This is a genomic window from Mesorhizobium sp. WSM4307 (assembly GCF_007003945.1).
Taxonomy (GTDB): domain Bacteria; phylum Pseudomonadota; class Alphaproteobacteria; order Rhizobiales; family Rhizobiaceae; genus Mesorhizobium.
Genome location: NZ_VFTB01000004.1, coordinates 375479 through 389373, shown reverse-complemented (window position 1 = coordinate 389373; position 13895 = coordinate 375479). Strand labels below are relative to the sequence as shown.

The 13895-nt window shown below is 63.5% G+C and carries 13 protein-coding genes and 1 tRNA gene; 9 read left to right on the top strand and 5 right to left on the bottom strand.

Annotation, left to right across the window (positions count from 1 at the left end; genetic code table 11):
* The first annotated feature begins 89 nt into the window (after positions 1 to 89).
* Genes FJV83_RS11900 through sucD form a run of 4 tightly spaced genes read left to right on the top strand, consistent with a single transcriptional unit; the run spans position 90 to position 4387 of the window.
* Positions 90 to 1280: an aminotransferase class V-fold PLP-dependent enzyme gene (locus FJV83_RS11900; protein ID WP_095773002.1), complete on the top strand. Its 1191-nt coding sequence runs from the start codon at positions 90 to 92 to the stop codon at positions 1278 to 1280.
* A gap of 11 nt (positions 1281 to 1291) precedes the next feature.
* Entirely contained in the window at positions 1292 to 2269 is a 978-nt protein-coding gene (locus FJV83_RS11895) for a CoA ester lyase (RefSeq protein WP_095787392.1), read from the top strand.
* A 19-nt stretch (positions 2270 to 2288) separates the two neighbouring features.
* The gene (locus FJV83_RS11890; protein ID WP_095773004.1) at positions 2289 to 3473 is read left to right on the top strand and encodes a malate--CoA ligase subunit beta; all 1185 of its coding nucleotides are present in this window, start codon (positions 2289 to 2291) and stop codon (positions 3471 to 3473) included.
* Between the two features lie 14 nt (positions 3474 to 3487).
* Positions 3488 to 4387, top strand: a complete 900-nt coding sequence (gene sucD, locus FJV83_RS11885; RefSeq protein WP_095773005.1) for a succinate--CoA ligase subunit alpha — start codon at positions 3488 to 3490, stop codon at positions 4385 to 4387.
* 210 nt (positions 4388 to 4597) lie between these two features.
* Here sucD and FJV83_RS11880 read toward each other — a convergent pair whose 3' ends face one another.
* From FJV83_RS11880 to FJV83_RS11870, 3 genes are all read right to left on the bottom strand, one after another.
* Complete coding sequence (locus FJV83_RS11880) at positions 4598 to 5092, bottom strand: DUF302 domain-containing protein (protein WP_142885243.1); 495 nt, start codon at positions 5090 to 5092, stop codon at positions 4598 to 4600.
* A 67-nt stretch (positions 5093 to 5159) separates the two neighbouring features.
* Positions 5160 to 6020, bottom strand: a complete 861-nt coding sequence (locus tag FJV83_RS11875) for an alpha/beta hydrolase (protein WP_095787568.1) — start codon at positions 6018 to 6020, stop codon at positions 5160 to 5162.
* Between the two features lie 148 nt (positions 6021 to 6168).
* Entirely contained in the window at positions 6169 to 6939 is a 771-nt protein-coding gene (locus FJV83_RS11870; RefSeq protein WP_142885241.1) for an alpha/beta hydrolase, read from the bottom strand.
* A gap of 213 nt (positions 6940 to 7152) precedes the next feature.
* Between FJV83_RS11870 and FJV83_RS11865 the strand changes: the two genes are divergently transcribed.
* From FJV83_RS11865 to FJV83_RS11850, 4 genes are all read left to right on the top strand, one after another.
* Positions 7153 to 8115 (top strand): AraC family transcriptional regulator, encoded by a 963-nt coding sequence (locus FJV83_RS11865; protein ID WP_179295850.1) that lies wholly within the window; start codon positions 7153 to 7155, stop codon positions 8113 to 8115.
* Positions 8116 to 8269: 154 nt separating this feature from the next.
* A complete protein-coding gene (locus FJV83_RS11860) occupies positions 8270 to 9124 on the top strand; it encodes a MipA/OmpV family protein (protein ID WP_142885239.1) in 855 nt (284 codons plus the stop codon).
* A gap of 17 nt (positions 9125 to 9141) precedes the next feature.
* Complete coding sequence (locus FJV83_RS11855) at positions 9142 to 9909, top strand: response regulator transcription factor (RefSeq protein ID WP_179296438.1); 768 nt, start codon at positions 9142 to 9144, stop codon at positions 9907 to 9909.
* Positions 9906 to 11231: a HAMP domain-containing sensor histidine kinase gene (locus tag FJV83_RS11850; protein WP_142885237.1), complete on the top strand. Its 1326-nt coding sequence runs from the start codon at positions 9906 to 9908 to the stop codon at positions 11229 to 11231. Before FJV83_RS11855 ends, FJV83_RS11850 begins: the two co-directional genes overlap by 4 nt.
* An 87-nt stretch (positions 11232 to 11318) precedes the next feature.
* Here FJV83_RS11850 and FJV83_RS11845 read toward each other — a convergent pair.
* Positions 11319 to 11403, bottom strand: a tRNA-Leu gene (locus FJV83_RS11845).
* Between the two features lie 235 nt (positions 11404 to 11638).
* Here FJV83_RS11845 and lipB point away from each other — a divergent pair.
* A complete protein-coding gene (gene lipB / locus FJV83_RS11840; RefSeq protein ID WP_142885236.1) occupies positions 11639 to 12382 on the top strand; it encodes a lipoyl(octanoyl) transferase LipB in 744 nt (247 codons plus the stop codon).
* A gap of 20 nt (positions 12383 to 12402) precedes the next feature.
* Here the strand turns inward: lipB and FJV83_RS11835 are convergent, their stop codons facing one another.
* On the bottom strand, positions 12403 to 13653 hold the full coding sequence (locus FJV83_RS11835) for a site-2 protease family protein (RefSeq protein ID WP_142885234.1): 1251 nt from the start codon (positions 13651 to 13653) through the stop codon (positions 12403 to 12405).
* Positions 13654 to 13895 lie beyond the last annotated feature (242 nt).

Below are 13895 nucleotides of genomic sequence, written 5' to 3'. Positions count from 1 at the left end.
CGAGATCTTACCCGCCAAGGTGTTGTTGGCTTTAGCCGTCGAAACGAAACTCCCCCCACCGCTTTGCTGGATCAGGAGGAGTTCGCACCATGGCCGGTTTCACCCATCTCTTCATTCCCGGACCGACCAACATCCCCGAACAGGTCCGGCAGGCGATGAACCTCCCAATGGAGGACATGCGCGCCGCATCTTTCCCGGATCTGACTTTGCCGCTGTTCGAGGACATCAAGACAGTCTTCAGGAACGAGACCGGCCGCGTCTTCATCTACCCGTCCTCGGGCACCGGCGCCTGGGAAGCGGCGATGACCAACGTGCTCAGCCCCGGCGACCGCGTGCTGATGTCGCGCTTCGGCCAGTTCTCGCATCTGTGGGTCGACATGGCCGAGCGCCTCGGCTTCGAGGTCGATGTCATCGACTGCGAATGGGGCACCGGCGTGCCGCTCGAGCTCTATGCCGAGCGGCTGAAGGCGGACAAGGCGCACCGCATCAAGGCCGTCTTCTGCACGCAGAACGAGACGGCGACCGGCGTGACCAGCGATGTCGCCGGCTGCCGCGCCACGCTCGACGATGCCAACCACCCTGCCCTGCTCTTCGTCGACGGCGTGTCGTCGATCGGCTCGATCGATTTCCGCCAGGAGGAATGGGGCGTCGACTGCGCCGTCAGCGGCTCGCAGAAAGGTTTCATGCTGCCCGCCGGCCTCGGTTTCCTTTCCGTCAGCAAGAAGGCGCTTGTCGCTTCGCGAACCGCCACCCACCGGCGCTGCTTCTTCTCCTTCGAGGACATGATCCGCGCCAACGATGCCGGTTATTTCCCTTACACGCCGGCGACGCAGCTGCTGCGCGGCCTGCGCGCCTCGCTCGACCTGATCGCCGAGGAAGGGCTGGGCAACATCTTCGCCCGCCATCATCGCCTCGCCGAAGGCGTGCGCAAGGCGGTCGACGCCTGGGGCCTGAAACTCTGCGCCAAGGCGCCGAAATGGCACTCCGATACGGTCAGCGCCATTCTGGTGCCGGAAGGCATCGACAGCGCCGACATCGTCAAGCGCGCCTACCGTACCTACCAAACCTCGCTCGGCGGTGGCCTCAACAAGGTGATGGGCAAGGTGTTCCGCATCGGCCATCTCGGCTGGCTGAACGAGGTGATGGTGCTCGCCTCGCTGTCGGCGGCCGAAATGGCGCTGCTCGATTGCGGCGTCAGGCTGGCGCCGGGCTCCGGCGTCGGCGCCGCCATCCAGCATTTCCGCGCCTCGGCCGCCGTGCCGGTCGCCGAAGCCGCCTGAGGGAGCCGACGATGAGCCACACCATCAACCATTTGAAGAAATTGCGGCTGCAGCGCAGCGAGCTGGCGGTTCCCGGCTCCAGCCCGGAAATGATCGACAAGGCAGCCAACAGCGCCGCTGATTTCGTCTTCCTCGACATCGAGGACGCGGTCGCCCCGCCCGACAAGGAACGCGCCCGCAAGAACATCATCCAGGCGCTCAACGACATCGACTGGCGCGCCAAGGGCAAGACCGTCTCGGTGCGCATCAACGGGCTGGATACGCACTACATGTACCGCGACGTGGTCGACGTCATGGAACAGGCCGGCGACCGGCTGGACACCATCCTGGTGCCGAAGGTCGGCGTGCCGGCCGACCTCTACATGGTCGAGGCCATGGTCAACCAGATCGAGATGGCCAAGGGTTTCAAGACCCGCGTCGGCCTCGAAGCGCTGATCGAGACGGCGCTCGGTATGGCCAATGTCGAGGCGATCGCCGCGACGCCCGGCCGGCTGGAAGCCATGCATTTCGGTGTTGCCGACTATGCCGCAAGCTGCAAGGCGCGCACCGTCAACATTGGCGGCCTCAACCCCGACTATCCCGGCGACCAGTGGCATTTCGCCCTGTCGCGCATGACGGTTGCCTGCAGGGCCTATGGCCTGCGCGCCATTGACGGGCCGTTCGGCGATTTCTCCGATCCCGAGGGCTACATCGCCGGGGCCAAACGCGCCGCGGCGCTGGGCATCGAAGGCAAATGGGCGATCCACCCCTCGCAGATCGCGCTCGCCAACGACGTCTTCTCGCCGCCGGAAAAGGAGGTCGCGCGGGCCAGGCGCATCCTTGAGGTGCTCAAGGAAGCCGAGGCTCTGGGCAAAGGCGCCGCCGCACTCGACGGCAAGATGATCGACGCCGCGTCGGAGCGCATGGCGAGGAACGTTCTGGTGGTCAACGAAGCCATCGAACGCGCCGGCCAACTTAACCAACGGGAGCCGCGCGTCGCCACGCATTGAAAGTTACGGGAGGACAACAATGGACATCCACGAATATCAGGCCAAGGAACTGCTCGCTCGCCACGGCGTGCATGTGCCGCGCGGCGGGCTGGCCTACAGCCCCGAACAGGCGACCTACCGGGCGCGCGAGATCGGCGGCGGCAAATGGGTCTTGAAGGCGCAGGTTCATTCTGGCGCGCGCGGCAAGGCCGGCGGCATCAAGCTGTGCGCCAATGACGAGGAAATCTCCAGCGCCGCCGAAGCCATGCTCGGGCGCAAGCTGGTGACGCAGCAGACCGGACCGCGCGGCAAGCTGATCTCCAGGCTCTACCTGGAGGAAGCCGTCGACATCGCCCAGGAGCTCTATGTCGGCTTCGTGCTCGATCGCAAGGAAGAGCGCGTCATGATCGTGGCGTCGGCCGCCGGCGGCATGGAGATCGAGGACATCGTCGAGAAGGCCCCCGATTCCATCCTGCGCACCACGGTCGATCCCGGCGTCGGCATGCAGCGTTTCCAGGCCCGCGAGATCGCCTTCGGGCTCGGCCTCGACCACGACCTGATCGGCAAGGCCACCGAGACCATCTTCAGCTGCTACCAAGTGTTCCGCGACTACGACGCCTCGATGCTCGAGATCAATCCGCTGGTGGTGACCCGCGACGGCAATCTCGTGGCGCTCGACGCCAAGATGTCGTTCGACGAGAACGCCCTGTTCCGGCGGCCGGAAATCTCCGAACTGCGCGACAAGAGCCAGGAAGACCCGCGCGAAACCTTCGCCAGCGACCGTGGCCTCTCCTATGTCGGCCTGGACGGCAATATAGGCTGCATCATCAACGGCGCCGGTCTCGCCATGGCGACGATGGACATGATCAAGATCGCCGGCGGCGAGCCGGCCAACTTCCTCGACATTGGCGGCGGCGCCTCGCCCGAGCGGGTGGCGAAATCCTTCCGGGCAGTGCTGGGCGACAAGAATGTCGAGACCATCCTGGTCAACATCTTCGCCGGCATCAACCGCTGCGACTGGGTCGCCGAGGGCGTCGTCAAGGCGATCCGCGAGGTCGGCGTCACCGTGCCGCTGGTGGTGCGGCTCTCCGGCACCAAGGCCGAGGAAGGACGCCGCATCCTGGCCGATTCCGGCGAGGCGGTGATCGTCGCCGACACGCTGGCCGAAGCCGCCGAAAAAGCCGTCGCCGCCTGGCGCGCGGCCGCCAAGAAAAAAGCAGCCTGAGGGAGGTCGAGAAAATGGCAATCCTGCTCAACCGCAGCACCCGCGTCATCGTCCAGGGTTTCACCGGCAAGATCGGCAGCTTCCATGCCGAGGACATGAAACGCTACGGCACCAAGCTGGTCGGCGGCGTCACCCCCGGCAAGGGCGGCCAGACGCATCTCGGCCTGCCCGTCTTCAACACGGTCAAGGGCGCGGTGCGCGAGACCCGCGCGGAGGCGAGCATCGTCTTCGTGCCGCCGCCCTTCGCCGCCGATTCGATCATGGAAGCCGCGGATGCCGGCATAAAACTCTGCGTCTGCATCACCGACGGCATCCCCTCGCAGGACATGATGCAGGTCAAGCGCTACATGCGCCGCTACCGCTACGAGGACCGCATGCGGCTGATCGGCCCGAACTGCGCCGGCATGATTACCCCTGGACAGGCGCTGATGGGCATTATGCCCGGCAACATCTACCTGCCCGGCCGCGTCGGCATTGTCGGCCGCTCCGGCACGCTTGGCTACGAAGCCGCCTCGCAGATGAAGGCGCTCGGCATCGGCGTGTCCACCAGCGTCGGCATCGGCGGCGACCCGATCAACGGCTCCTCCTTCAAGGACATGCTGAAACTGTTCGAGCAGGACGACGAGACCGACGCCGTGGTGATGATCGGCGAGATCGGCGGACCGCAAGAGGCGGAAGCCGCGATTTGGGCACGCGACAACATGCGCAAGCCCCTGATCGCGTACATCGCCGGCCTCTCCGCCCCGAAAGGCCGCCGCATGGGCCACGCCGGCGCCATCATCTCCGCCTTCGGCGAGTCGGCGCAAGAGAAGGTCGAAATCCTGAAGGAGGCCGGGGTGATCATCGTACCGACGCCGTCGTCGTTTGGCGAGGTGGTTGCCGATACGCTGGCGCGGATGAAGAAGGCGGCGTGATTTCCGCGCCTCTCCACGCTGGGGGCCGCTCACATACGCCGGTGCAAGCCTCCCGGAGAGTCGGCGATTACCCTTGCCGGGCGCGGCTCGCCGAGAATTGAAAACCTCCAGCGCCGTGCCGGGCGTGCCAAGCCCCAGCGGCAGCAGTGCCGATGCCATGTCATGGCCAAACGTGTGGGAGTACTCTGCCGCCTGAGCGTCACCATGAGCTTAGTTTGTGCATTCGCGTAGCAAGGTTGTGATTTTCGCATCGAGATTGCGAGCTACGGCAAGAGCCTCCAAACTGCCATAAGGGAGCAGACAACTCTCCATTTTGTCGTAGGAGACGTGCACGCCATCGGGACGTTCATCAACAAGGACTGTGACTGGAGCGTAAGATCCAGCATCGGAAACGTGCTTGACCATTTCTTTCATGATGAGTGGATTGCCCACCAGGAACCGCATGCTCTTGGGAGTCTCGGTTCCAGTTTCGCGGCGCAGAATGGCGCCCAGGTCGAATTCCGCGAAAAGCATGAGACCTGTGCGGCCTAGGCCGCTTTGCACAACACGCTCCAAATCCGAGAAGGAATTTGCAGCCCTCGTCGCCTTGAAAAATTCGACAATGTCAGGTTGCCCGACCGCTGACTTGAGCGCGGCCACAACGGAGTCGAATGGTTTGGAACACTTCAGGCTGAAACGCTCAACCTCGACCTTTGCGAGTGTCATTTCTTTCTCCGTAACAGCTCTCAAGAATCAAGGTGCGACCGATCGCGCCGGATTATGCCACCGCCGATTACGCCTCCAGGAAGGTCCGGACGTGGCCGACGAACAATTCGTGGTACTGAAACAGGGCGCCGTGGCCGGAATCGGGATAGAGGACCAGCTGGGCGTTGCTAAGAGCCTTGAACATTGCGTAGGCGTTGTCCGCCGGCAGCATGGTGTCGCGGCTGCCGCTGACCACAAGGGCGGGCTGGTGGATGGCGCGCAGAAGGGCGTGCTCGGGATCAGGCGTGGCACACCAGGTAATAAGCGCTTTGGCCTGCGGATCCGTCACCGCGCCGCCGTTGTCCGTGTCCCGATCTTCCTGACGCACCTTCGCCCGCTTCAGGAAAGCCAGGCCGGCAGACTGGCTGGCGGACGACTTCGTGAAGAATAGTGGCAGGCGGACATCCGGCGCGTCGGTTTGGGAAAACGCGTCCTGGAGAACCGTCAACAGATGCTCTTCTCCGCCTCTCGGAGCCGTGCCGACGAGGATGAGCTTGCGCACCAGCCGTCCGTGCTCGGCGGCGATCTGCTGGGCGACGCAGCCGCCGAGGGAAAAGCCAAGAAGGTCGACTTCGGAGAGGCCGAGCAGTTTGATAAAAGCGACCGCGTCTCGAGCCATCGCCACGATATTGTCGGGCGTTTGGCCTGTCGAGCGGCCGACCCCGGTGTTATCGAAAGCGATCACCGGTCGATCGGTGGCCAGCACATTCACGACGGCGGGGTCCCACGCGTCGATGTTGCCCGAGAAATGCTGCAGGAGAACAAGCACCGTTCCGGTCGATGGGCCGAGGCGGCGATAGGCGAAGCGGATTCCGCCGCCTTCGATGTAACGGGTGGGCGCTGTTTCTAGCGTTGCGGCGTCCTGGCTCGAGGTGTCGAACTCAGTCATGTCATCCTCCGGATGCTTGGCATAGATAATCGAGTGGGAGTAGCTGGTGCGGTTTTGGCCAGGTTTGAGCCGTTCGCGGACCAAGGCATTCCGTAGTCCGCCGAGCGCCCGTGGTGCTCCCGGCACGAAGGCGCCGGGAGCACCCTCGTCACTTCACGAGCGCGGCCTTTTCAATCACCGCGGCGACTTCCTTGGCGTGGACGACCAGGGAGGCATGGCTGCCGGCGACATCCGTCGTCTGGGCCTTCATCCTGTCGGCAAACAGCTTCTGGACCTCGGGTGCGATGACCTTGTCCTTCGTGCTGATCACATAGAACGTCTGCTTTTGGTGCCAGGCTGCCTTATCGACTGGAGCCTCGAACGCCGTGTGGTTCAACGGGAGCTGATGGTTTGCCAAGGATTCGGCGATCTCGGCAGGAAGGTCAGCCGCGACTGCCGAAGGAAACACTTTGGGGTCGATGTAGAGGTTGCCCTTTTCGTCGGGATGAATCGCCGCGGCGCCTTCGGTTGCCGGACCGCTCTTGGATAAGCTCGCCAGCGATTCTCCCACGTCGGGCGCGAATGCGGAGACGTAGACGAGCGCCGAGACGTTGGGATCGTCACCTGCCTGCGTGATGACCACACCGCCCCAGGAGTGGCCAACGAGGACGGTCTTGCCGTTCTGTTTCGCGAGCGCCTGTTTGGTGGCGTCGACGTCCGCCGCGAGCGAGGTAAGCGGGTTTTCGACGAGCGTTACGTTGTAGCCCTTCTTCGTAAGGATATCGGCGACCGGCTTCCAACTCGTCTGGTCGACGAAAGCGCCATGGACGAGCACGATATTGTGAGCCGCCCCCTTGGGCAGTTGAGCTGATAGGGCGGGGGCGGCGACTGTTGCTCCGGCCATGAGGACGGTGGCGACTGAGAGTAGAAGATTTCGCATTGGTTGCTCCTATTGAGATGACGGACGACGCGGGTCCGAGGAAAGGCAGGCGTGTCGGCAACAGTCGCGGTTCTCCCATCTGCCGTTCGGGTGATGGTTGCCGCATTTGACGTCGGCCCGCCACGACATGACCTAATCCGCGGGCATTCCGGACGATAGGGATCAATCGTCCGGATGTTGCGTCCGATCGTCCATTGGGTTAGTCTCGGCGGCATGGACATCCTCGCCCAAGTGCTCGATCGCGTTCGTCTCGGCGGGACGCTGCTCCTTCACTTCGAGCTCGGCCATCCCTGGCATCTTGAGTTGCCGGCGCGCCCCTACGCGCTGTTTCACTATCTCAGCCAGGGCTCAGCGACCCTCGCGCTCGGACAGGGGCAGGAAATCCAGATGACGGCGGGCGATTTTGTTGTCATCACGCGCGGAGAGCCCCATGTGTTCTATTCGGATCGCCGGGCCGAGCCTTTGCGGATTATGGATATCGATCGATCGTCGCCACGTCTGGTCTTCGTTCGTCACGGCACCCGCGCAAAGCCGCTCTCGACCATGATCTGCGGCAATTTCACGGTGTCACGGCCGATGTTCGGCAGCGTGCTGGAACTGCTTCCGCCCGTGCTCCTGCTAAAGCCGACGGCGGACGGTGATTGGCTTGAAGCAATCCTGCGCCGCATGTTTAGCGAGACCACGCTCGAGCGTCCTGGCCAACGCGTCGCACTTTCACGACTGACGGAAGTGCTCTTTGTCGAGGTGCTCCGAAGCTGGATCGCGTCTCTCAGCCCAGGACAAGGCGGCTGGCTCGGGGCCATATCTGACCCGCATATCGGACCGGCGCTCAAGCTGATTCACGAAAGCCCCGAGCGGCCCTGGACCCTGAGCGACCTTGCCCACCGCGTCGGGCTCGGTCGCTCGGTATTTTCGGCGCGCTTTACCAAGCTAGTCGGCCAGTCCGTGTACCGTTATGTGATCGAACGTCGGATGGCGGAAGCTGCGTTCCTGCTGGAAACCAGCGATGAGTCCATCGCACGGATTGCGAACCGGGTCGGCTACGAGACAGCGGCGGCGTTTTCGAAGCTGTTCCATCGACATCATGGCCTGTCGCCTGGCCGTTATCGAGCGGTTCGCCGATCTGACGGTGGCCGAAGGCAAGGGGGCGTTCTGGTAGCGGAAGTCGCCGATTGACCTCCCGCGCTTGTGATAGCGTGCTCGTAGACGAGCCAAGATCAGGCCACGATTGCGCAACAAGACTTAACATCACTTCACGCATGCAGCCATTTTCACCTGAAATAGTCCGGATCATCGGGGGCTCTTACTGCCTCTCTGCTCTGGAGCATGCATGTTCAAAATGGTTTCTGGACTCTTCGCCGGCCGGGCCTCTCTCGCGGCGATGGCAATCCTGTTTTCAACGCAGTCGCAGATCGCGCAGGCGGCGGACGCCATCGCCGTCGACACCGAGGATCTGACCCCGCCGCCCGATCCTTCGCGTTTCGGGCGCTTCGAACAGAAACTGGCCGACTGGCATGTCGTGCTGGGCGGCGGCGCCATCATCGTCCCCAAATATGAGGGCAGCAACGAGTTCAAGGTCATGCCGGTGCCTTTCATATCGGCGACATTCCTCGACACGGTGAGAATCGATCCGACGGGCGCCAACGTCGCCCTCTATCAACACGGGCCGTTCGAACTCGGCGCGCGGCTTGGGTACGACATGGGCCGCAAGGAGGACGTTGCCGATCATCTGCGCGGCCTGGGGGATGTCGACATGGGCGCGGTCGTCGGCGCCAAGGCGGCGGTGAAATTCGGTCCAGCGGAAATCTTCGCGCAACTGGACAAGACCATCGGCGGCAGCGACGGCGTGCAGGGCACGCTTGGCATCGAGGTGACGCGGCCTCTCTCCCAATCGTTGATTGTCGGCGCCGGCGCATCGGTCATCTTCGCCGACGAGAAATACATGCAGGCCTATTTCGGCGTCACGCCGGAGCAGTCGGCTCGCTCAGGGCTGGCGCGTTATGATGCCGGCGCCGGGTTGAAGCGCGCCGATTTTTCGATTTCCGCCACATATATGCTCAATCGGAACTGGATGGTGCGTGGCCAGGCGGAGGTCGGCATTCTTATGGGGGACGCTGTCGACAGCCCTGTTGTCGCCGACAAGGTCCAGCCCTCGGGGATGCTTCTCGTCGGATATCGGTTTTGATGGCCACACATAATACAATGCAGGCCGCGCTAGGCTCCAGCCGGATCGATCTGGACGCCGAGTTCAAATCGCCGAGGCAAGGCCCGTATATCCTCATTGTCGAAGACGATATCGAGATCGCCCGCATGCTCGGCGAGACGCTGACGGAAAACGGCATGATCGTGGAAATCGCCGCCAACGGCGTCCGCATGAACGCCGCGCTTCGCAACCAGAAATTCGATCTCATCGTGCTCGACATCATGCTGCCTGGCGAGAACGGTCTCAGCATCTGCCGCCGGCTTCGTGCGCAAACGAACGTTCCGATCCTGATGCTGACGGCGCTTGGCGAGGAAATCGACCGCATCTTCGGACTGGAAATCGGCGCCGACGATTACGTGACCAAACCGTTCAGCGCGCGCGAACTGACGGCAAGGATAAGGGCGTTGCTGCGCCGCACGGCTTACGCTCCCGACGAACGCGACCGCACAAAGGTGCTTCGCTTCAACGGCTGGCGCCTCGATCCCGTTCGCCGGCAACTGCATGATCCCAGCAATGCGCGGGTTGCGACCACGACGCATGAATTCGACCTGCTGCTGGCGTTCTGCCGCAATGCGGGCCGGGTTCTGTCGCGCGAGGAGCTTCTCAGCGTCACCCATGCCGGGCTTGCCGGCCCGATCGAGCGAAGCGTCGACGTCCATGTCAGCCGGATCCGCCAGAAGATCGAAAAGGACGCGCGCGATCCGGTTCTTCTCAAGACTGTACGGCTGGGTGGCTACATCTTCACCGCCACGGTGGAGGAAGCGTGAGGCGCTTGGTCCGCCGTTTCCTGCCGCAGTCGGTGCGTGGGCAGTTCGCGGCGATCATTTTCATCGCGGTGATCGCGATCATGTCCGTCGGATCGGTCGTCGAGGGTTTGATAGCGAATATCGACCTTCCTGTCGTTGAAGATAGCGCCAGGCGGGCGGCGGTTGTCGCTGCCTTGTTGCGCGAAACGCCAGCCGAAGCCCGGGGCGCCGTTCTGGCCGCGGCGACACGCGCGGGCTTTGATTTCAAGATCCTACCCAGGCAACAGATCAGCGATATTCCAGATTCCTATCTGCAATGGCGAAGCATCGGATGGCTTCTCCAGATCGAGAGCGGCTCGATCCCTGGGCGCTGGAAAAGGATCGGCGGCCAATACGCGTTTGTCATCGATCTGGACCGGCAAAGCGTCCTGGCGCATTTCGGCATGCCCGATTCCTGGCTGACATCAGGCTTCGTCCGTGTCTCGTTCTACAGGTTCATGGCTTTCATCGCCTTGCCCGTGCTGATCTGGCTGTTTGCGGTCTGGGCCGTGACGGAGCCGTTGAAGCGCATCTCGAACGCAGTGGGGGAAGCCGAGATCGAGAACGGCAACGAGCTTTTCGCCGAACGCGGCTCCATCGAAATGGTCGGCCTGGCGCGCGCGCTGAACAGGATGCGAACGCGCATCCGCACCATGATCGAAAACCGCACCCGCATGCTGCGCAGCGTCAGTCATGATCTGCGCACGCCGTTGACGCGGCTTCGGCTTCGCGCCGAGCGCATGGATGACGGCCCCGTTAGAACCGCCATATTGTCCGACGTCCGGCACATCGAAGATCTGATCGACGAGACCCTGACCTATCTGCGCAACGACGTCTCGACGGAAAAGCTGCAGCGGGCCGACATTGCCAGCGTGCTGCAGACCGTCTGCGCCGAATTCTCCGATGTCGGGTTCTCGGTTTCCTATTCCGGGCCGGACAGGCTCCTGGGCTGGTGCAAGCCCAATGCGCTGGCGCGCGCCATCACCAATTTGTGCGACAACGGGGTCAAATTCGCCGGCAACGTCACGGTTGCCTTGACGCAGACCGACACGGCAGCGCGCATCGCGGTGGGCGACGATGGGCCTGGCATTTCGATGACGGCGCGCTCCCGCGTTTTCGAACCCTTCTTCAAGGAGGACATGTCGCGCGGCGTCGCGTCGAAACACGGTTTTGGTCTGGGTCTCTCGATCGTGGCTGACATCATCCAGGGCCATGGCGGCAAGATCGAGTTGCGCGACAATCAGCCAAGCGGCCTCGTCGTGACCGTCGATCTGCCGAATGGGCCCGAGGTCCGGCCCTTATAGGAAGGGCGGCGCGCCCTATTCAGGGTCTGATGATCCCAGATTGCCGGAGGTTATCTCAAGGCGTCCGAAGGCTTGCTTCAGGAAATTTGGTGCGGTCGAGAAGACTCGAACTTCCACGGGTTGCCCCACAGCGACCTCAACGCTGCGCGTCTACCAATTCCGCCACGACCGCACGTGGTAGGAGCCGGAACCGACCGGCTCGCGGCGTGTAGCAAATCGTTTCCGGCGAAACAAGTGCGCGATGCGCAATAATCTCAACCGATTGGCATATCGGTCCACAGGATCGGAATGAGCATGCGGAACTGGACGTTTGCACCAGATATCGCCATATGGAAGGCGGATGCATGTTGCCCAAAAGTGCGAGGCGGTTTTGGGATCGCGGCACGCATGAACAAAAACGAAGACCCATGACAGAACGCAGCCAGATCGCCACGTCGTTCCTGCCTCTCCCCGGATCGGCGCCGGTCGAGTGGCGCATCGAGCCCGGCCTGACCGCCTACCCCGATGCGCTGGCCTTCATGGAAGCGCGGGCCGAGGCGATCCGCAGCGGGACCGCCGGCGAAATGGTCTGGCTGGTCGAGCATCCCCCGCTCTACACCGCAGGCACCAGCGCCCGCATCGAGGACCTGATCGAGCCCGATCGCTTTCCGGTCTTTGCCGCCGGGCGTGGCGGCGAATACACCTATCATGGGCCAGGCCAGCGGGTCGCCTATGTCATGCTCGACCTGAAACGGCGGCGCGAGGACGTGCGCGCCTTCGTTGCCGCGCTCGAGCAGTGGATCATCGGCACGCTCGCCGCTTTCAACGTGCGCGGCGAACGCCGCGAGGACCGGGTTGGCGTCTGGGTGGTGCGGCGCGATCGCCCTGCCCTGCCGGACGGCTCGCCGGCGGAGGACAAGATCGCGGCAATCGGCATAAGGCTGCGGCGCTGGGTGAGCTTTCACGGCATCGCCATCAATGTCGAACCGGAGCTCGAGCATTTCGGCGGCATCGTGCCATGCGGGGTTCAGGACCACGGGGTCACCAGCCTCGTCGACCTCGGCCTGCCCGTCGGCATGGCCGATCTGGACCTGGCGCTGAAATCAGCCTTCGAGGATGTTTTTGGTCCCGTGGCGGCTTTGCCGGCCGAGGCTGCCCGCAAGACGGGTTGATCCTTTCGGGCCCAACCAGCTCACAGCAACTGCGCCGACGCCCACAGAACGCCGCAGCCATGGATGACGAACACCGCCAGCAGCGCGCCGGCGATGGCGAAGCGGTCGAAGGTACCGATAGGCTTCAGCTCGTAACGCGGCTTTACCCCGCTGCCCATCGTCAGCAGGCTGAGGATTGAAAAGACCGCTCCGGTCGCCAGCAGGAAGCCGGAGGAAAAGCCGGCCTGCCAGCCCACCGCCAGGAACGCCGAGAGCAGGAAGAACGAGGCCAGCGCCAGCACGACCGGCCCCGGGCAGATCTGGCGCAGGACCTGGCCGCCGTCGAACTTCCACACCGGCACCAGATTGGCGATGTTGAACAGGGCTGCGCAGCCTGCCAGCGCCGCCAGCAGCGCTGCCGCGCCCTTATGCCCCTCGCTGCCGGCCAGCGCACTGGCGGCGATGACGATCGGCACCAGGAAGGCGGAAAAACCCGCTCCCATCAGCGCCACGAAGGCCACTTCGAAACGGCTGTTGTAGGGCCGGCCGCCAATGGCGATGCCGCCGAGCAGCGGGATGAAGATCATCCGCGCCTTGCGGTGGCCCATCAGCCGGAATGCCGCCATGTGGCCAAGTTCGTGCAGGGCCACGACGGACGTCAGGATGGCGGCCAGCGCCAGCCCGCCAAGATGGAGGCCGAAGAACGGCCACAGGATCAGTGCCGACAGCACGGCAAAGCCGACCTGGCTCAGCGGATGCTCGAACCAGCCGCCCTTGCGGTACTGCCCGGTCATCGCCCAACGTTGCAACTTGGACAGTTCGCGGCGCATGGCGAAGTAGCGGAACACCAGAAAGGCAACGCCGCGGTAACGATCCGTCCGGCCAAGCGTCACCCGCGTGCCGCTGCCTTCGGAAGCCAGCTCTGCGGTTTCGCGATAGTCTTTCCAGAACGAGGCATCGAGCGCGGTATCCTCAAGCACGCGCATCGAGAAGCGGCTGCCCTCGACGACATCGTCAAACCGCGCCCTGCGCTCGATCGGCCCGCCGTCGCGGCCTTCCCACGACAGCATGATGCGGGACACGCCCTCCCCGTCCAGCGGCTCGGCCGACAGGATCTCGCCGGACCAGCCGGCATCGCTGCCAAGCGGCCACAGCGCCTGCCAGAGGCGCTGGCGGTTCATCGCAATCACGCGGCTAACCCTGACCGTGCGCGAACCAAGCGGCACGGTCATCAAGAGAAAGATCAGCCCGAGATTGCTGGCCACCAGAATGGCCGTGACGATGGGCGACACCTGAATGTTGCTCCCTGCCTGAGTGGCGCACCTTAGCGCCGCGGCGGCAAGAAAGGCTTAACGGGGAAGCGGGTTTCACCCGCCAGGAACGACGGCGGCGAGAGCCGCCAGATCACATGGCGCCGATCCAGATCGCCATGGAGATGAGGAAAGTGCTCATGCAAACCAGTGAGATGACATCCTGAACCAGATCGGTCATAACTCTCTCCTGTTGTTGATATGTTCGCAATTTGTTCTAATTT

Excerpts from the sequence above, each read along its gene's own strand:
- FJV83_RS11900 (WP_095773002.1), top strand. The coding sequence starts at position 90 with ATGGCCGGTTTCACCCATCTCTTCATTCCCGGACCGACCAACATCCCC.
- FJV83_RS11895 (WP_095787392.1), top strand. The coding sequence starts at position 1,292 with ATGAGCCACACCATCAACCATTTGAAGAAATTGCGGCTGCAGCGCAGC.
- FJV83_RS11890 (WP_095773004.1), top strand. The coding sequence starts at position 2,289 with ATGGACATCCACGAATATCAGGCCAAGGAACTGCTCGCTCGCCACGGC.
- sucD (WP_095773005.1), top strand. The coding sequence starts at position 3,488 with ATGGCAATCCTGCTCAACCGCAGCACCCGCGTCATCGTCCAGGGTTTC.
- FJV83_RS11880 (WP_142885243.1), bottom strand. The coding sequence starts at position 5,092 with ATGACACTCGCAAAGGTCGAGGTTGAGCGTTTCAGCCTGAAGTGTTCC.
- FJV83_RS11875 (WP_095787568.1), bottom strand. The coding sequence starts at position 6,020 with ATGACTGAGTTCGACACCTCGAGCCAGGACGCCGCAACGCTAGAAACA.
- FJV83_RS11870 (WP_142885241.1), bottom strand. The coding sequence starts at position 6,939 with ATGCGAAATCTTCTACTCTCAGTCGCCACCGTCCTCATGGCCGGAGCA.
- FJV83_RS11865 (WP_179295850.1), top strand. The coding sequence starts at position 7,153 with ATGGACATCCTCGCCCAAGTGCTCGATCGCGTTCGTCTCGGCGGGACG.
- FJV83_RS11860 (WP_142885239.1), top strand. The coding sequence starts at position 8,270 with ATGTTCAAAATGGTTTCTGGACTCTTCGCCGGCCGGGCCTCTCTCGCG.
- FJV83_RS11855 (WP_179296438.1), top strand. The coding sequence starts at position 9,142 with ATGCAGGCCGCGCTAGGCTCCAGCCGGATCGATCTGGACGCCGAGTTC.
- lipB (WP_142885236.1), top strand. The coding sequence starts at position 11,639 with ATGACAGAACGCAGCCAGATCGCCACGTCGTTCCTGCCTCTCCCCGGA.